This window comes from Aliarcobacter skirrowii CCUG 10374, assembly GCF_003544835.1.
GTDB lineage: Bacteria > Campylobacterota > Campylobacteria > Campylobacterales > Arcobacteraceae > Aliarcobacter > Aliarcobacter skirrowii.
Window position 1 is genome coordinate 281,504 of record NZ_CP032099.1, and the last position, 17,280, is coordinate 298,783.

The 17,280-nt window shown below is 27.0% G+C and carries 17 protein-coding genes; 11 read left to right on the plus strand and 6 right to left on the minus strand.

Annotation, left to right across the window (positions count from 1 at the left end; all coding sequences use genetic code 11):
- The first annotated feature begins 189 nt into the window (after nucleotides 1-189).
- Nucleotides 190-1,773 carry a nitrite/sulfite reductase gene (locus ASKIR_RS01545; protein WP_066352697.1) on the plus strand — a complete coding sequence of 528 codons (1,584 nt, stop codon included), beginning with the start codon at nucleotides 190-192 and terminating at the stop codon, nucleotides 1,771-1,773.
- Between the two features lie 7 nt (nucleotides 1,774-1,780).
- Here ASKIR_RS01545 and ASKIR_RS01550 read toward each other — a convergent pair whose 3' ends face one another.
- Nucleotides 1,781-4,108, minus strand: coding sequence for a fatty acid cis/trans isomerase (locus ASKIR_RS01550; RefSeq protein ID WP_066352695.1), 2,328 nt, complete (start codon nucleotides 4,106-4,108; stop codon nucleotides 1,781-1,783).
- A gap of 91 nt (nucleotides 4,109-4,199) precedes the next feature.
- Here ASKIR_RS01550 and ASKIR_RS01555 point away from each other — a divergent pair, with 91 nt between their 5' ends.
- Genes ASKIR_RS01555 through ASKIR_RS01565 form a run of 3 tightly spaced genes read left to right on the plus strand, consistent with a single transcriptional unit; the run spans nucleotide 4,200 to nucleotide 6,617 of the window.
- Nucleotides 4,200-5,081 (plus strand): aspartate carbamoyltransferase catalytic subunit, encoded by an 882-nt coding sequence (locus ASKIR_RS01555; protein ID WP_066352693.1) that lies wholly within the window; start codon nucleotides 4,200-4,202, stop codon nucleotides 5,079-5,081.
- Complete coding sequence (locus tag ASKIR_RS01560) at nucleotides 5,082-6,047, plus strand: aminodeoxychorismate synthase component I (RefSeq protein ID WP_082946415.1); 966 nt, start codon at nucleotides 5,082-5,084, stop codon at nucleotides 6,045-6,047.
- A 9-nt stretch (nucleotides 6,048-6,056) separates the two neighbouring features.
- Nucleotides 6,057-6,617, plus strand: a complete 561-nt coding sequence (locus ASKIR_RS01565) for an aminotransferase class IV family protein (protein WP_066162665.1) — start codon at nucleotides 6,057-6,059, stop codon at nucleotides 6,615-6,617.
- Here ASKIR_RS01565 and ASKIR_RS01570 read toward each other — a convergent pair.
- Nucleotides 6,614-7,168: a PhnA domain-containing protein gene (locus ASKIR_RS01570; protein ID WP_066162662.1), complete on the minus strand. Its 555-nt coding sequence runs from the start codon at nucleotides 7,166-7,168 to the stop codon at nucleotides 6,614-6,616. The two genes, ASKIR_RS01565 and ASKIR_RS01570, sit on opposite strands and share 4 nt — an antisense overlap.
- A 111-nt stretch (nucleotides 7,169-7,279) precedes the next feature.
- On the opposite strand from ASKIR_RS01570, the gene ASKIR_RS01575 reads away from it, so the two are divergent.
- Nucleotides 7,280-7,879, plus strand: a complete 600-nt coding sequence (locus ASKIR_RS01575) for an HPP family protein (RefSeq protein ID WP_066352691.1) — start codon at nucleotides 7,280-7,282, stop codon at nucleotides 7,877-7,879.
- Nucleotides 7,880-7,929: 50 nt separating this feature from the next.
- A complete protein-coding gene (locus ASKIR_RS01580; protein WP_066162657.1) occupies nucleotides 7,930-9,117 on the plus strand; it encodes an aspartate aminotransferase family protein in 1,188 nt (395 codons plus the stop codon).
- A gap of 76 nt (nucleotides 9,118-9,193) precedes the next feature.
- Here the strand turns inward: ASKIR_RS01580 and ASKIR_RS10370 are convergent, their stop codons facing one another.
- Nucleotides 9,194-9,316, minus strand: a complete 123-nt coding sequence (locus ASKIR_RS10370; RefSeq protein ID WP_257122387.1) for a hypothetical protein — start codon at nucleotides 9,314-9,316, stop codon at nucleotides 9,194-9,196.
- 191 nt (nucleotides 9,317-9,507) lie between these two features.
- Here ASKIR_RS10370 and ASKIR_RS01585 point away from each other — a divergent pair, with 191 nt between their 5' ends.
- Both ASKIR_RS01585 and ASKIR_RS01590 read left to right on the plus strand, forming a co-directional pair.
- Nucleotides 9,508-11,025 (plus strand): sensor histidine kinase, encoded by a 1,518-nt coding sequence (locus ASKIR_RS01585; RefSeq protein ID WP_164966860.1) that lies wholly within the window; start codon nucleotides 9,508-9,510, stop codon nucleotides 11,023-11,025.
- A gap of 17 nt (nucleotides 11,026-11,042) precedes the next feature.
- Nucleotides 11,043-11,678: a response regulator transcription factor gene (locus ASKIR_RS01590; RefSeq protein WP_066352688.1), complete on the plus strand. Its 636-nt coding sequence runs from the start codon at nucleotides 11,043-11,045 to the stop codon at nucleotides 11,676-11,678.
- A gap of 20 nt (nucleotides 11,679-11,698) precedes the next feature.
- Here the strand turns inward: ASKIR_RS01590 and ASKIR_RS01595 are convergent, their stop codons facing one another.
- From ASKIR_RS01595 to trpS, 3 genes are read right to left on the minus strand one after another with little or no spacing between them, the layout of a single operon-like run.
- Complete coding sequence (locus ASKIR_RS01595) at nucleotides 11,699-12,748, minus strand: AI-2E family transporter (RefSeq protein WP_228137911.1); 1,050 nt, start codon at nucleotides 12,746-12,748, stop codon at nucleotides 11,699-11,701.
- 12 nt (nucleotides 12,749-12,760) lie between these two features.
- Nucleotides 12,761-13,564, minus strand: a complete 804-nt coding sequence (locus tag ASKIR_RS01600; RefSeq protein ID WP_066352685.1) for an ion transporter — start codon at nucleotides 13,562-13,564, stop codon at nucleotides 12,761-12,763.
- 50 nt (nucleotides 13,565-13,614) lie between these two features.
- Nucleotides 13,615-14,580 carry a tryptophan--tRNA ligase gene (trpS, locus tag ASKIR_RS01605; protein ID WP_066352684.1) on the minus strand — a complete coding sequence of 322 codons (966 nt, stop codon included), beginning with the start codon at nucleotides 14,578-14,580 and terminating at the stop codon, nucleotides 13,615-13,617.
- 176 nt (nucleotides 14,581-14,756) lie between these two features.
- Between trpS and ASKIR_RS01610 the strand changes: the two genes are divergently transcribed.
- The 3 genes from ASKIR_RS01610 to ASKIR_RS10375 are packed head-to-tail and all read left to right on the plus strand — an operon-like array spanning nucleotide 14,757 to nucleotide 17,232.
- Entirely contained in the window at nucleotides 14,757-16,253 is a 1,497-nt protein-coding gene (locus ASKIR_RS01610) for a SulP family inorganic anion transporter (RefSeq protein ID WP_115588386.1), read from the plus strand.
- The gene (locus tag ASKIR_RS01615) at nucleotides 16,254-17,093 is read left to right on the plus strand and encodes a universal stress protein (RefSeq protein ID WP_066162640.1); all 840 of its coding nucleotides are present in this window, start codon (nucleotides 16,254-16,256) and stop codon (nucleotides 17,091-17,093) included. It begins immediately after the preceding gene.
- Nucleotides 17,094-17,103: 10 nt separating this feature from the next.
- Nucleotides 17,104-17,232, plus strand: a complete 129-nt coding sequence (locus ASKIR_RS10375) for a hypothetical protein (RefSeq protein WP_257122386.1) — start codon at nucleotides 17,104-17,106, stop codon at nucleotides 17,230-17,232.
- The last annotated feature ends 48 nt before the right edge of the window (nucleotides 17,233-17,280 follow it).

The following is a 17,280-nucleotide window of genomic DNA, read 5'->3' on the forward strand; positions in this document are numbered from 1 at the left end:
AATTTTTAGAATAGATAAAACTACTCTATGGGTGGAATTATAGACTAAAAAATTAGTTTTTATCCTAAAAATTTGCTTAAATATTTTTTGAATAGAATTGTTTATTAAATTAATCAAGATTATATTAATCTATATTTAAAGTATGATTGATATACTTTCATAATTTTAATTTTAAATTAGGAATATTAAATGGCAGAGTTATCAGAACTTGAGAAGTTAAAAGCATCAAGAAATCCTCTTAGAGTAATAGATGATTTATATAAAGAGGCACTTGAAGGAATCCCTTTAAAAGATGAATATATTGGTTTACTTAAATGGTATGGAATGTATCCCCATGTAAACAAAGATGGATTAGAAGATAAAAAATATTTTATGAAAAGAATAAAATTAGTTGATGCTAGAATGAATTTAGAGCAACTAAGAGTTATGAGTGAAATTGGGGTAAAGTATGCAAAAGGTTTAGTAGATTTTACAACAAGACAAAATGTACAGTTTCATTATATAGAGATTAAAGATATACCAGCTATTTTTGATATGTTGGGTGAAGTAAATTTAACTTCAAGAATGGCATCAGGTGATGGACCAAGACCTATTATGACTTGTCCTGTTAGTGGAATTGATGAGGGTGAGATTTATGATGTTCAAAATTTATTAAAAGAGGTTGATAGCTATTTTGATAAAAATGACGATAGATTTTGTAACTTTCCAAGAAAGTATAAAATAGGAATTAGTGGTTGTAAATGTCATTGTGCTGCTCATGAGATTCAAGATGCTGCTTTTACAGCTATTAAGACAAAAGATGGTGAGGTTGATTTTGATTTAACTATTGGTGGTGGATTATCAAAATCTAAGCAGATAGCAACTAGAGCAAATAAGTATGTTAAACCAAATCAAGTTTTAGATGTTGCTGTTGCTTGTGCAGAGATTTTTAGAGATCATGGAAATAGAGATAATAGAAATAAAGCAAGAGTTAGACATCTTTTAAATGATTGGGGAATAGAGAAGTTTGTTGAAGAGATTGAGAAAGTAATCGGATATAAACTTCAAGATGGTTTAGAAGCTCCAATTGTTGCATCTTATGAAAATAGAAACCATTTTGGAATAAACAGACAAAAACAAAAAGATCTTTTTTATGTTGGTTTTGCAACAAACTCAGGAAGAGTTGCAGGTGATGATTTTGTAAAATTCTATGAGATTTGTAAAAAATATAGTGCTGGTGGAGTTGCATTAACTGGAACTCAAAACTTTATAGTTTATGATGTAAAAGATGATGTAGTTCAAGCTTTAGCAGATGAGTTTCAAGCCTTAGGATATCCATATAAACCAAATCCATTTAGAGCAAGATTGCAATCATGTACAGGAAAAGAGTTCTGTAAATTTGGAATAACAGAAACTAAAGAGTATGCAAAAAAAGTTGTGCTTGAGTTGGAACAAAAATTCCCAGATTTTGTTGAAGATTTAAGTATTGCAATTGCTGGTTGTGGAAATACATGCTCTCATCCACAAATTGCTGATATTGGTTTTGTTGGTTGTATGATGAGACACGAAGGTGAGAGAATTGAAGGTTATGAAGTTTTATTAGGTGGAAATTTAGAAGGAACAACTAAAAGTAGAATAGCAAGAAAAGTTGGTGTTAAAATTCCAGCAACACAAGTTGTTGATTATGTAGGACAATTAATAAATGATTACAAACAAAATAGTCTTGGACAAAAAAGATTCAAAGATTATTTAGCAATTTTAGAACCAGTAGGAAGTGTAGAAGAGGCTGAATAAGCCTCTTTTAATCAATATTTTCATTAATAGCTTTGTGATAGTATCTATTTAGATCAAATAATCCAAACTCAATTGGATTTGATTTTTCAAACTCTTTTGTAAACCAATCATAGTGTTCCCAAAAACTTGGATTTGCTCTATTTATTGCAAATCTTGATATGTTTTTTACACACTCAGTGCTATTTTTAAAATTTTTTAAAGAGTTAAAGAAACTTGGAATATCATCTTGATTTATTATAAAAAACATATTTGGATAGGTACTTACAAATCCTTCAACAAAATCTATATCATCTTTTGAAGGATCTAATCTTGACTCCTCTTTAAACATCAAAGCTACATTATCATGCCATCTATTTATAACCATAGAGTAAACTAAATTTGAACCATCATTTAGTTTTATTCTAATTAAAGTTGCATTTGTGTCAGAACCTGTAAAATATTTTGTAAAATTTTGACTATTTGGTAGTGATAGAGCTTTAAATCCCTCTTCAATCTCTTTTTTGTTTTTATAACTACTTCTTATTTCACTTGGAGTATATTTTTCATAAGTATAGTTTATAGAATCTATTGGAGTATTTGTATATGTTAAAATTTTAGAAATTAACTCTTTTTTGTAATCTTTAGTATAAAAATCAATAGCTGTCTCATTTTGTGATGGAAGATAAGTTGTAAGATATTGAGCCAACCAACCTAAATACCAAGAGTTAAAATATCCATCTCTTGTTGCTTTTGGTAAAAACTCTAAAAACATACTCTCACCCTCAACTCTTAATCTATCCATATGAGTTCTTACAAGAAGTTGATGTGCTGTATTTCCATAAACATCAAAACCAGCAACCAAAGAGTAATAAATTCTCTCTAATAGTGGAAAATCTATAACCCACATATTTTTTGGAGTATTCCCTAAAGCACCTTTGTGAAGTGATGCTGTATCAAAGTGTCTATAAACTGTTAAAATAGAATCATCTTTTTTACTCTTTCTTAAATACTCTAGTTTTAATCCATCTTTGTAGTGTTTATTATAAACTTCATTTTTATTTTTAAAATATGCTAAAACTTCATCTTTGTGCCCTAAATTTTTGAATGTTGAATATAAAGTAGGATCTTCTCCTAGTTGATTTGGAATCTCTAAGTTTTTTAAATTTTGCTCTAAGAACTCTTTATCTACTACACTTAAATCATATTTTGGATCCATAAATGCAACCCAAAAATGGTCTTGAATAACATTGAGTGCAATTTGACCTTTACAAACAGGACCTTTAATAAATGTATTTACAAAAAAATATACATCTTCTAATAAAAATTGATATCTACTTTTTGCAGGAATTTGTTTAAACACCTCAAGTGCATTTGGTGCTTTAGTTTTATCAAAACTTGGCATATATGGTTTTTCATTCCATTTTGCTTTTATAAATAAATTATTAAAAAGTGCTAATTTTTTATCATCAATTTTATATGGCATATGAGTTTTATGAACTCTTGTTTGCTCACTAATTCTAACTCTATAATAGTATGGTTCATCTATTTTATCGTAAGGAAATGTTGTAGGAATAATTTCAGGTTCAAAAGGAGATGCAGTTTTTGAACGAATTAACTCAAAAAAATTACCACTTTTCTCTTCAAAATAGATATCTGCTAAAAATAGATGTTCATAGATATATCTAGCAGTTACTTGATGTTTTATTGAAGAGTTGTTTAAAAAATCTTCAAGCTTTTTTATCTGTTTTTTTTCAAAATTTGTTATAGATACTTTTGTATCATCAATTGCATTCTCATCAAGCCAAGTCATTATTAGGTTATACTCATCTTTACTAATGGCTGGAAAACCATAAGGCATAGCTTTGTGTGGATTTTTTTCAAAATACTCTTCAAGCTCATCTTGATTTTGAGAGCAAGTTAATTTATCTGTTTCAGGAGAGTAGTTACCAACAATTTGTGGATTTAACTCTTTTTGAAATAAAAATTGCATCATAATTGATTCATTATTATCTAAATCTTTATCTAAAACAGATGTGAAACCTTTTTCTCTCCACTCATTTGTATCTTTTGCATCAACATATAATCTTGTAGGAGAACTCGCATTTATTCTAGTATCATAAACTAAAGCTTTTGTAACTCCTCTATCAAGTCCTGCAAAACTCTCCATTTTTAATTGACAAGGTGAGTTGTAGCATGAGTGACAAGATACACAACGACTATCAAAAATTGGTTTTATATCTTTTGTATATGATATTTTTTTATCAACTCTATCAAAAACAACAGGATCTAAAGGTTTTGAAGAACAACCAAAAAATAAAAATGTAAATAAAATTATAAATATAAATTGTAGTTTCAATTATTAACTCCATAATAAAATATTATGATTATACTCAATTTTGTTTAAAGAGCTTTTTGCTAATATTCCAAACTAAAACCAAAGGAAAAAAATGCAACACCTAATAAGAACTTCCGACTTCACTAAAGACGAAATCTTGGCTATTTTTGAAGATGCTAGAGCATTTAAAGAGGGAAAGCTTAGTAAAGTTTTAGAAGGCAAAATTATTGTAACACTATTTTTTGAAAACTCTACAAGAACAAGAACATCTTTTGAAATTGCTGCAAAAAGGCTTGGAGCTGAGGTTGTAAATTTAGATGTTGGAACTTCATCTCAAAAAAAAGGTGAAACTATGTACGATACAGTTTCAAACTTAAATGCGATGAATCCAGATGCAATAGTAATAAGACACAGTGTTCATGGACTTCCAGAGAGCTTAATAGGGTATGTAGATTGTCCTATTATCAATGCAGGAGATGGAAGACACTCACACCCAACTCAAGCTTTTTTAGACCTTTTTACAATTAATGAATATTTTGGTGGAGAAACTGAAGGTAAAAAAATAGCAATTGTTGGAGATGTTAAAAACTCAAGAGTTGCTGGAAGTAATAGAAGATTACTTCCTAGATTTGGAATTGATGTAAATTTAGTAGCTCCTGATTGTTTTAAATATGAGGGAGATGAGTTTAAACAGTTTAATACAATTCAAGAAGTAATAGATGATATGGATATTGTTATGAGTTTAAGAAGTCAACTTGAACGTCACAATATAACATACTTTGAGTCACTTCAAGAGTATGCAAAAGATTTTTGTATTACAAGTGAGTTGATGAATAGAAAAGAGTTTTTACTTCTTCATCCAGGTCCTGTTAATAGAAATATTGATATTACAGATGATGTTTTAAAGCACCCAAGATGTAAAGTTTTAGAGCAAGTTACAAATGGAGTTGCAATAAGAGCTTCTATTTTGAAAAAACTAATTTTAAAATCTTAAGTGAAAATAGAAAAAATTAAAAAAAAACTAAATCTTTATGGCTCTTGTAAAGAGCCATTTCTTTTTTTGATATCTTATGATTTAAAAAAACTTCATATTGAAAAATTAGATAAAAAATCAAAAAAAATTAGATATAAAATCTCTTCAAAAATTAAAAATCAAAAAAATAGTAAAAAATATTTTTTTAAAAAATATCCAATAGATTTTGAGAGTTATAATAAGAAATTTAAAACTATTCAAGAGCAAATAAGAGCTGGAAATACATATCTTGCAAATCTAAGTTCTCAAACAAAAATAGATACAAATTTAAGTTTAAATCATATTTATAAAACTTCAAATTCACTTTTAAAATTGAGAGTCAAACTAAAAAAAACAAATTTTGTCTGCTTTAGTCCTGAAAAGTTTATAGAAATAGTTGATGATAAAATCTATACTTATCCTATGAAAGGAACTATTGATAAATCTATAAAAGATTCAAAAGAGCTTCTTTTAAATAGTACAAAAGAGTTAGCAGAACACACTATGATTGTAGATTTACTAAGAAATGATTTGGGAAAAGTTGCAAAAAGTATAGAAGTTGAAGAGTTTAGATTTATTGATGAGATTAAAACCAATAAAAAAACATTGCTTCAAACAAGCTCAAAAATATCTGGAAAGTTAGATGATAATTGGAGTGATAATTTAGGTGATATTTTATTAGCTCTTCTTCCAGCTGGAAGTATTACAGGAACTCCAAAAAAATCAACTATTGATATTTTAAAAAAAGTAGAAAATTATAATAGAGGTTTTTATACAGGAATTTTTGGAGTTTTTGATGGAAAAAATCTTCAAAGTTTTGTTTTAATTAGATTTATAGAAAAAATTGATGGAGAACTTTTTTATAAAAGTGGTGGAGGAATAACATCTGATAGTAGGGTTGAGGATGAATATAAAGAGTTAATAGATAAAATCTATTTGCCATTTTAAAGGATAATTATGTTTTTTGAAACAATAAAGTGTGAAGATTTTGAGATTTTTAATTTAGATTATCATAATAAAAGAGTTGCTTTTACTATTGGAAAAAATTTAAATCTTCAAGAGTATATAAATCCAATTAGTAATGAACTTCTTAGATGTAAAATCATTTATGATGAGAATGAGGTTTTAGATGTACAATATTTCCCCTATAAAAAAAAGCAGATAAATAGTTTTAAAGTAATTTTTGATGATGGTATAGATTATTCAAAAAAGTATTTAAATAGAGAGAGATTGGATTATCTGTTTTCACAAAAAGATAGTTGTGAAGAGATAATTATTTTGAAAAATGGTATTGTAACAGATACAAGTATTGCTAATATTGCTATATTTTATGAAGGAGTTTGGATAACTTCAAAACAGTGTTTACTAAATGGAACTACAAGAGCAAGATTGATTGAAGATAAAAAGATTTTTGAAAAAGATATTACATTAGAGATGTTAAAAAATGCTTCAAAAATAGCACTTTTAAATGCTATGATTGATTTTTATATTATTGAAAAACCAAAGATTTCTCTTTAGTTTTTCTTTACAAATTGAGTTAAAATTACAATTTTTACACCATTAACTCTACCTTCAATTTGTCCCTCTTCTCTTCCAAGAGTTATATTTCTAACTGCTGTTCCTCTTTTAGCAGTAAAACCAGCTCCTTTTACATCTAAATCTTTTATAAGAGTAACTGTATCTCCAGCACTTAAAACAACACCATTACAATCTTTTTGAACAACACTATCATCAAAGCTTTCAAGACCTTTATTTGCCCACTCTAAAGTCTCTTCATCTAAATATATCATATCAAGTAACTCTTGATTATCAAGTTTTTTTAACATTCTATATGATAAAACTTGAACTGCTGGAACTGTACTCCACATAGATTCACTTAAACAGTACCAATGATTTGAATCAAGTTCGCAACTTTGCTCAAACTGATTTTTACATTTTTCACATAATAAAGCAGATGTTTCTAAACTTCCATCACTTGGGCTTACCTCAAAAATGTCTAAATTCTCTTGATTTTTACAAAGCTCACATGAATTTTCAGCTCTTTTTATTAAATCTTCTAAAATTCCCATAAAGTCTATCCTTTTTAAATAATGTCCAAATTGTACCATAGTTGATATAAATCATAAAAAAATGGTAAAAATTTTGTTACCATTACGATTTTTAAAATTAGAGGTTATATTATGAAATATTTTTATAAATTATTTGCAAAAAACAATAAAGAGCTATTTGATAAATCAAATCTTTTTTGGTCTTGGATAGGCTCTTTTTTGGGACTATTAGCAATTGCATTTTTTCACAAAAACTTTTTAGATGATTTAGATTTAAGCTTGGTTTTAGGATCTTTTGGAGCAAGTGCTGTTTTAATATATGGAGCTGTAAACTCACCTCTAGCACAACCAAAAAATTTAATAGGTGGACATTTAATTAGTGCTTTTGTAGGAGTTAGTTGTTATAAACTTTTTTCTGGAGATTTACTTTTGGCATCTTCAATTGCAGTTGCCACTTCCATTTTATTTATGCAATTAACTTTTACCTTACATCCACCAGGAGGTGCAACTGCACTTATTGCTGTAGTTGGGACTTCTCAAGTTCATGATTTAGGATATTTGTATCTATTGGTTCCAGTTTTAAGTGGAACTATAATCTTATTTTTAATAGCATTTATAGTCAATAATATACCAAAAAATAGAACATATCCACAAAATTATAAAAGCCATTATAAAAAATATTATCAAAGATATAAAAGAAAAAGTTTAAAGAGAAAACGGAGCAAAAATTAATAGCAATAAAGATATAATAGAACTTTAGATTGTAAAAAATTAGGAAAGATATGAAAGAGATAGAAAAATTAGATAAAGAGTATGTTCTTCATACATATGCAAGAAATTATGTTAATTTTAAAAAAGGTGTAAATGCAACTTTATATGATGATGAAAACAGAGATTATATAGATTTTACTTCAGGAATTGCTGTTTGTAGTGTAGGTCATGGAAATAAAAGAGTTGCAGATAAAATATATGAACAAGTTTTAAATTTAACTCATACTTCAAATTTATATGCAATAGAACCACAAGCTAAATTAGCAAAAAAGATTAAAGAGTTAAGTGGTTATGATATTAGAACATTTTTCTCAAATAGTGGAGCAGAAGCAAATGAAGGTGCTATAAAAATTGCTAGAACTTATGGAGAGAAATTTGAGAAAAAAAGATATAAAATTATAACTTTAGAGCACTCATTTCATGGAAGAACAATCACAACTGTAAAAGCAACAGGACAAAGTTCAATGCACCAAAGTAAATTTGCTCCATACCCAGAAGGCTTCTCATATAATAGTGCTATTGATGATATTTATAACTCTATTGATGATGAAACAGTTGCAGTGATGATTGAGCTTGTTCAAGGTGAGGGTGGAGTTTTTCCTTTTCCAAAAGATAAAATTCAAGAGTTAGCGAAGTTTTTAAAACAAAATGATATTTTACTAATAATAGATGAGGTACAAACTGGAGTTTATAGAACAGGAGAGTTCTTGGCTTCAAATTTATATGAAATAGAACCAGATATTATAACTTTAGCAAAAGGTTTAGGTGGTGGAGTTCCAATAGGAGCAGTTTTAACAAAACATAAAGATATATGGAGTGCTGGTGATCATGGAAGCACTTTTGGTGGAAACTATCTTGTAACAACAGCTGCTTTAGAGGTTTTAGATATTTTAGAGGATTTAAAAGATAGTGGAACTTTAGATGAAACTATTATTTACTATACAAAAAAATTAGATGAGTTATATGAGAATAATAAAGAGATTTTTATATCAAACATTGGACTAGGGCTTATGAGAGGATTAAGAGTAAAAGATGGTGATACTTTGTCACTTTTAATCAAAACAGCATTTGAGTCTGGAGTTATGGTTTTAAAAGCAGGTAAAAATACATTAAGACTTCTTCCAGCTTTAACAATATCTAAAAATGAGATTGATGAAGGATTTAAAAGACTTCAAACTGCGCTTAATAAGATAAAATAGAATAAAAAAAGTGGCATTCAAGCCACTTTTATAATTAGATGAATATAGAATAAGGTATGCCTCAATTAATTAAATATTAAAGCTTTATCCAACCGTCGCCATCATCTTCATCAAACTCTTCTTCAATAAATGAAATAATAATTTTTAGCCCCGACCTAAAAAAAGTAACTGAGTTGTCAAAAAATAATAAGTTTTCCAAAGCTATTTCCTTGTCTATTAATATTTTGGCAGATGAATAATAACAAACAGTTATGTCAAACTAATGTCAAAATCTCATTTAAAGCTCTATTTTTGTAGAATTTTGAACTTTCAGGAGGAAATATGAATTTAAAACTGCCAAAACCATCGACAGTCCTTTTTTTAAACATTTTGATTTTTCTAATCATTACTATGGTCGGTTATTTTATAATTTTTCAGAACTTTCAGATAAATAATAATAAAAATCAGGAGATAATTTTTTTTCAAATCAAAGATAAAAGTTCATCTTTATTAACAAAAATTTTAAATGAGTATCATATAAAAAAAGATTCAATAAAAAGTAGTCATGAAGATGCTTTAAAATTATTTAAAAAAGGTTTAGATGTTATAGATATAAAAAATATTTTAGATGAAAAAAATAGTTCAAGATATGAAGTCTATATTTTAGATAGTAGTTTTAAAATAGAGGATAGCTCACTTTTTTATGATATTGGTACAAATTTATCAATAGCAAAAAATGGTTTTTTAAACTATTTAAAGAGTAACAAAATAGGAGTTGTAATACCTGAATATTCAAATGAGTTTTTGCAATTTATAAGTTATACAGTATCAAAACTTGATGATGGAAGATATTTTACAATAATATATTTTTATGATGGATTTATAGAAGAGCTTAAAGCAATTCAAGAGTTAATTAATGGTGAAGATAGTTTAACAAGCTCAATAGCTTATATAATATCAAATGATTATGTAGGTAATTTTGCATTTAAATCTATCCCCTCTTATAAACAGACAATTATGGATTTGCAACAAAGATTTCAAAAAGGTGGAGAGCTTTTAAACACTTTGGGAGATAAAAGTTTTGTTACTTTTGAAAAGATAGATGAAGATAAAAAGTTTAAAGTTTATAATTTAGTTCAAACAAGTCCAATATATGATGATGCAAAGATTTTATATTGTATAGTTTTTGATGAAAAAGTCTATTTAGAGAAGATTTTTTATCTAAGAGTTGTATCTTTTCTCTCATTTATAATAGGAACTTTTGCAATTTATTTAATATATAGTTTAAGAAATACTGAGCTTCTTTTAAGCTATAAAGATAAATTCATAGCACACTCTATTCATGAAATTAATACACCACTTTCAATTATTACAATTAATACACAATTAAGAGAGAAACTTTATGGAAGTGATAAATACTCTTTAAAGATAAATGGAGCTTTAAAAACTCTTGAAAACTCATATGAAGATATGACTTTTTTGCACACCAAAGATAAAATAGAGTATGAAATAGTAGAGAATAATCTTCAAAGAGCTTTAGAAAGTAGAGTAAAATATTTTGATACCATTGCAAATAGTCAAAATAGAAAAATAGAACTGATTGTTTATAATAATTTATATTTAAAGATGGGAAGAATAGAGTTAAATAGATTGATTGATAATAATATTTCAAATGCAATAAAGTACTCTTTAGTTGGAAGTATTATTAAAATAGTATTAAAAGGAAATATTTTGGAGTTTCACTCTATTGGACAAAAAATAGAGAATCCTAAAAATATTTTTAAAAAATATAATAGAGAGAACAGAACGACTGGAGGTCATGGTTTGGGATTAGCAATTGTAAGTGATATTTGTAAAAAGTATAATTTTACGATAGAGGTTGAGAGTAAAGATGTAAATATATTTAGATATATTTTCAACGAATATTAATTTTTAGGGGAATTAAAATGAGAGTTTTTTTATTAGAAGATGATTTTTCTTTAAATGAATCAATAAAAGATATGCTTGAGAGTGAATCTTTTTTAGTTGATTGTTTCTATGATGGAAAGGTTGCTTTAGATAGTATAAATAGTAATTATGACCTATTTATTTTAGATATATTTGTTCCAAATTTAAATGGAATTGAGCTTATGTATAGAATAAAAAAAGAGAATTCAAACTCTATTGTATTTATTATGAGTGCAAATATTGATATAAGTACAATTGAGGAGGCTTATAAAAAGGGTTGTGATGACTATATTAAAAAACCTTTTAATACTCAAGAGCTACTTTTTAAATTGAAAAAATATAATAAAAGTGGTGAATTATTTAAGCTTGAAGATGAACTATTTTTTGATTTAAAATTAAAAAAATTAACATATAAAAATATAGATATAGAGCTTACAAAAAAAGAGAAACAGTTTTTAAATCTTTTAGTAGATAATCGAGGTTCAATAGTTAATTATAGTTTAATTGAAGATGTAGTTTATGATAGAGAGTATAAAACTATTGATGCTATAAGAAGTTTAGTAAAAAGACTTAGAAAGAAACTCCCTAAAGATATTATTTTTACAAATTTAGATCAAGGTTATTATATAAAATAGTTAAAATAAACTATTTTATATTAAGATTTAGATTTAGATTTTTTTCTTGATAAATTAGACATTAAAATACCAAGCCAACGGCTATTTGAGTTTGAATCAAAAGCTATTTTTAGAGTCATAGTAATTGGAACTGCCAAAAACATTCCAACAATTCCCAAAATATAACCCCAAAAAATTAAAGAGAAAAATATTACTAAAGGTGATAATCCAAGCTCTTTTCCCATAAGTTTTGGCTCTAAAATATTGCTAATAGATATATTAATTACCATATAAAGTACAATTACCCATATAGTTGATGCAATATCAAGATTCATCAAAGCTAAAAGTATTGCTGGAATTGAAGCTATTATTGAACCAATAACTGGAACAAAATTAAATAGCATAGCTATAACTCCCCACAATATTGGATAATCAACTCCAAAAAACATTAGCATCAAAGTAACTATAAATCCTGTAAGAAAACTTGTAAAAGATTTAACTACAAAATATTTTTGAATGTTATATGAGAAGAGATTAAAGTGTTCAAGATTTTTTGCATTATTTCTAAATATTACTTTTAGTTTTGTTTGAAAAGATTTTGACTCTGCAAGAATAAATGCAACTCCAATAATTACCAATAAAAATTGAGATAAAAAAGCTCCTATGCTTCCAATAACATTTTTAGTAAGACCAAAAAAAGAGCCAAAATTTAGGGCTTCCATTATTTTTGCTCTATCAATCTCTATTTCAAATCCATAATTTTGCATAAGATGTATAGAGTTTAAAATTAAATTTTTTAATTTCTCCTCATATAGTGGAAGATTTGTTAAAAAATCTTTTAAAGATATATTTACTACATAAACAAACATAAATCCAACTATTAAAACAATCAAAGCTAAAAGTAAATATGAGATTATTTTTGGTATTTTTCTCTTTTTTAATAGGTTTAAAACAGATGAGAATATAGAAGATATAAAAATAGCTAAAAATAGTATAACTACTACTTCGCTTGCCATTTTAACTCCAGCAATAATTATTACAAAACTAGCAAAATAGAAAAAATAGTTTTTTAAATTTATTGCATCCATCATCTGTTTATCCTTTTATTTTTCTAAATGATTTTTTAGTAAAAGTTTAAGTTCACTAATCTCATTTTTTAACTCTTTAATCTCTTTGTTTATGTTATTGTCTTGAGATTGTATCTCATCTATTATATTTTGTTCCTCTTCTTTATTTAAAATAGCCATAGCATCAACAATTATTGCTACAACTAAATTTATCATTACAAAAGTTACTACAAATATAAAAGGAACAAAGAAAACCCAAGCATAAGGATAAACATCCATTACAGGTCGTACAATTCCCATAGACCAAGATTCCAAAGTCATAATTTGAAATAGAGTATAAAATGACTCACCTAATGTTCCAAACCACTGTGGAAATTTCTCTCCAAAAAGTTGTGTTGACATAATTGCAAAAATATAAAAAAATAGCGTCATTAAAGCAATTACAGATAACATTCCTGGAATTACACTAATTAGTGCTGAAACTATTTTTCTCATCTGAGGAACAGCAGTTATAAGTCTAAATAGCCTTAAAACTCTTAAAACCCTTAGTATTTCAAATCCTGAGCTTGTTGGAACTAAAGATATTGCTACAACAAAAAAATCAAACAGACTCCAAGGATCTTTGAAAAAAGATACTCTGTGAACATAAATTCTCAAAGCAATCTCAATTGTAAAAATCGTAATAACAATTTGATTAAATAAAGTTGTAAAAGCTCCATAACTTTGCATAAAAGTTTTTGAAGTCTCTAAACCCATTGTAATACCATTTAAAACTATCAAATAGATAATAAACTTTGAGAAAAATGAACTATCTACGATATTTTTAATTCTATGATACATAAAGCTCCTTTAAAAAATTTTTTGAAATAATAGATTAAAAAACTATAGTTTTAAATTAAGCCAACTATATCTCTAATTTCTCTTATTTTTTCACTTGCTATTTTTCTTGCTTTACTTGCTCCAAAAGATAGAATATCTCTCACTTCTTTTGGATTTTCTAAAAGTTTTGCTCTTTTTTCTTCATAAGGTTTAAAATATTCATTTATCTTCTCAAGAAGTGTAAGTTTAAAGTGACCATAACCTTCGCCTGGTGTTTCATATCTTTTTTGTAAATTTTTTAGTTCATCTGTAGACATAAATAGTTTTGAAATATTATAAATATTGCAGTTTTGCCACTCTTTTGGCTCATCAAGCTCTTTTGAATCAGTTACTATTTTCATAACCTGTTTTTTTCGCTCTTTAGAAGTTGTAAACATATCAATTGTATTGTTATATGATTTACTCATTTTAGCCCCATCTGTTCCTAAAACTGTTGCAACATTTTCATCAACTTTTGCAGTTGGTAAAACAAAAATATCTTTTTTGTATGCATGATTAAACGATATTGCAATATCTCTTGTCATCTCAACATGTTGTATTTGATCACGTCCTACTGGAACAATATTTGAATCAAATAGTAAAATATCAGCAGCCATCAAAACTGGATATGAAAAAAGTCCATGATTTGCACTAATTCCTCTTGAAGTTTTATCTTTATATGAGTGAGCTCTCTCTAATAATCCCATAGAAGTATGATTTGATAAAATCCAGTAAAGTTCAAGTACCTCTTTAACATCGTGTTGTATCCAAAAAGTTGATTTCTCAATATCCATTCCTAAAGATAAAAAGTTAATTGCTGCTTCATAAGAGTTTTTCTCTAAAAACTCTTTATCTTTTACACTAGTTAATGCATGATATGAAGCTATAAAAGCAAATAGTTCACCATCATTTTGTGACTCTATCATCTTTTTTATCATACCAAAGTAGTTTCCTATATGAATTGTTCCTGAGGGTTGAATTCCTGATAAAATTCTCAAATTAAATCCTTTTAAATAGTTAAAAATTTATTTTATTTGAAGCGATTATATCAAAAGTAGCTAAAAGCATTAGTAAATCTATTAAAGGGGGCTTAATTTTTTTTTAGTACAATTCTTGCCTTTTATTTATTTCAATAAAATTAACTTTCATTTAATTTAAATCGATAAGGAACTATATGATAAAAAGATATTTCAACAAAAATGAATGGTTTTCAAATATAAAAGGTGATACTCTTTCAGGTCTTGTAGTAGCTCTTGCACTAATACCTGAAGCAATTGCTTTTTCAATTATAGCAGGAGTTGATCCTAAAGTTGGACTTTATGCTTCATTTTGTATTGCAGTTGTTATATCTTTTGTTGGTGGAAGACCTGCAATGATTAGTGCTGCAACTGGAGCAATGGCACTTTTAATGGTTACTCTTGTAAAAGAACACGGTCTTCAATATTTACTTGCAGCTACAATTTTGACAGGTGTTATTCAAATAATTTTGGCATATATGCAAGTTGCTAAGCTTATGAGTTTTGTCGCACGAGCTGTTGTAATTGGTTTTGTAAATGCTTTAGCAATTTTAATATTTATGGCTCAACTTCAAGAACTAACAAATGTAACTTGGCATGTTTATGCTTTAACAATTGCAGGTCTTGGAATAATATACTTATTTCCATATATTCCAAAAATAGGAAAAATAGTTCCATCTGCCTTGCTTACAATTGTTGTTTTAACTATTTTTGTATATTTTGTAGCTTGGGATGTAAGAACTGTAGGGGATATGGGAGAACTTCCTGATACTTTACCTATATTTTTATGGCCTGATGTTCCTTTTAATTTAGAAACTTTATGGATTATATTGCCTTACTCTCTCTCTTTAGCAGTTGTTGGATTACTAGAGACTTTTATGACAACAACAATAGTTGATGAACTAACTGATACAAAAGGGGATAAGACAAAAGAAGCAAGAGGTCAAGGAGTTGCAAATATTGCATCTGGTTGTATTGGAGGAATGGCTGGATGTGCAATGATTGGACAATCAATTATAAATGTAAAATCAGGAGGAAGAGGAAGGTTATCTACATTTATAGCTGGTTTTTTCTTACTTATAATGGTTGTATTTTTAAGTGATATTATCTCTATTATTCCTATGGCTGCTTTGGTTTCAGTTATGATTATGGTCTCTATTGGAACATTTGATTGGGCTTCAATAAAAAATCTAAAAACTCTACCACTCTCTACAAATATTGTAATGCTTTCAACTGTTATAGTAACTGTTTATACTCACAACTTAGCTTATGGGGTAATAACAGGAGTTCTTTTTGCCTCACTATTTTTTGCAAATAAGATTTCACACTTTATGTCTTGTGAAACTTCATATAATGAAGATAAAAGTGTTAAAACCTATAAGTTTGTAGGACAAATATTTTTTAATAGTGCCGATAGATTTTATGAAAGCATTAATTTTAAAGAGGTTTTAGATAGAGTAATTATTGATGTTTCTAAAGCTCATTTTTGGGATATTTCTGCTGTTTATGCACTTGATAAAGTAGTAATAAAACTAAGACGAGAAGGTGCTATTGTTGAAGTTGTTGGACAAAATGAAGCAAGTAAAACTATAATTGATAGATTTGGTGTTCATGATAAAGCAAAAATGATAGAAAAAGTAATTAAAGGAGAGTAAATGAATAAAGTATTAGTTTGCATTGATGGTTCAGATTTTTCAAAAGCAGTTTGTGATTATGGAGTTTTTATAGCAAAAAATCTTAATTTACCTCTTGTTTTACTAAATGTAGTTGAACATTCAAAAATTTCAAATCTAGTTGATTTTTCAGGAAATATTGGTTTTGGTGCAAAAGATGTACTACTTGAGATGTTAGTTGATGAAGATGCTAAAAGAAGTCAAGAGGAGATTTTAAAAGGTAAAGTTATTTTAAAACAGATGCAAGAGTATGTTAAATCAAAAAATTTCTCAAATTTTACAACTCTTCAAAGACATGGAACTTTATATGAAACTTTGGATGAGTTAGGAAGTGATTTAAAAATTGCAATTATTGGTTTAAATGGCGAAAATAGTAAAGATATTGGATCTAATGTTGAGGAGCTGATTAGAACTTTAAATATTCCAATCTTGCTTGTAAATAGTGAATTTAAACCTATAAAATCTATTTTAATGGCATATGATGGGAGTCTTTATGCTAAAAAATCTATTGATATTGCCGTAAAAAATCCAATATTTCCAAATACAAAAAGATATATTGTAAATGTAAATAGTGATAAAAATGATTCAAATAGAGTTTTAAATGAAGCTAGTTTGATATTCAAAAATGCAAATATAGATTCTGAAATATTATCTTTAAGTGGAGATAAATTAGAAGCTATTTTAAATTATCAACAAAGCATAAACGCTGATATTATAGCTATGGGAGCATATAGCCATAATAGATTTAGAAGTGCAATTTTTGGAAGTTTTACAACAAATATGATTTTAAAATCAAAGGTTCCTTTGTTACTTTTTAGATAAATCGATTTTTTTGCTATTTTTTATAGATACAATTTTTATTTTAGGGTATAAAACTATATTAAATAACTCTACGGTTGCATATACAGATGCAATTGTGCAGACAAAAGAGGTAAAACTTGAAGTATTTTTAAATATTTAAATGATAAAAAAACAAAAGTAAATAAAATAGAACTTTCAAGTAATGATG

What these genes read in the sequence shown, in the direction of transcription:
- ASKIR_RS01580 (WP_066162657.1), top strand. Translation starts at nt 7,930, where the DNA reads ATGAAAGAGATAGAAAAATTAGATAAAGAGTATGTTCTTCATACATAT.
- ASKIR_RS01570 (WP_066162662.1), bottom strand. Translation starts at nt 7,168, where the DNA reads ATGGGAATTTTAGAAGATTTAATAAAAAGAGCTGAAAATTCATGTGAG.
- ASKIR_RS01565 (WP_066162665.1), top strand. Translation starts at nt 6,057, where the DNA reads ATGTTTTTTGAAACAATAAAGTGTGAAGATTTTGAGATTTTTAATTTA.
- ASKIR_RS01575 (WP_066352691.1), top strand. Translation starts at nt 7,280, where the DNA reads ATGAAATATTTTTATAAATTATTTGCAAAAAACAATAAAGAGCTATTT.
- ASKIR_RS01555 (WP_066352693.1), top strand. Translation starts at nt 4,200, where the DNA reads ATGCAACACCTAATAAGAACTTCCGACTTCACTAAAGACGAAATCTTG.
- ASKIR_RS01595 (WP_228137911.1), bottom strand. Translation starts at nt 12,748, where the DNA reads ATGATGGATGCAATAAATTTAAAAAACTATTTTTTCTATTTTGCTAGT.
- ASKIR_RS01610 (WP_115588386.1), top strand. Translation starts at nt 14,757, where the DNA reads ATGATAAAAAGATATTTCAACAAAAATGAATGGTTTTCAAATATAAAA.
- ASKIR_RS01585 (WP_164966860.1), top strand. Translation starts at nt 9,508, where the DNA reads ATGGTCGGTTATTTTATAATTTTTCAGAACTTTCAGATAAATAATAAT.
- ASKIR_RS01600 (WP_066352685.1), bottom strand. Translation starts at nt 13,564, where the DNA reads ATGTATCATAGAATTAAAAATATCGTAGATAGTTCATTTTTCTCAAAG.
- ASKIR_RS01590 (WP_066352688.1), top strand. Translation starts at nt 11,043, where the DNA reads ATGAGAGTTTTTTTATTAGAAGATGATTTTTCTTTAAATGAATCAATA.
- ASKIR_RS01615 (WP_066162640.1), top strand. Translation starts at nt 16,254, where the DNA reads ATGAATAAAGTATTAGTTTGCATTGATGGTTCAGATTTTTCAAAAGCA.
- ASKIR_RS01545 (WP_066352697.1), top strand. Translation starts at nt 190, where the DNA reads ATGGCAGAGTTATCAGAACTTGAGAAGTTAAAAGCATCAAGAAATCCT.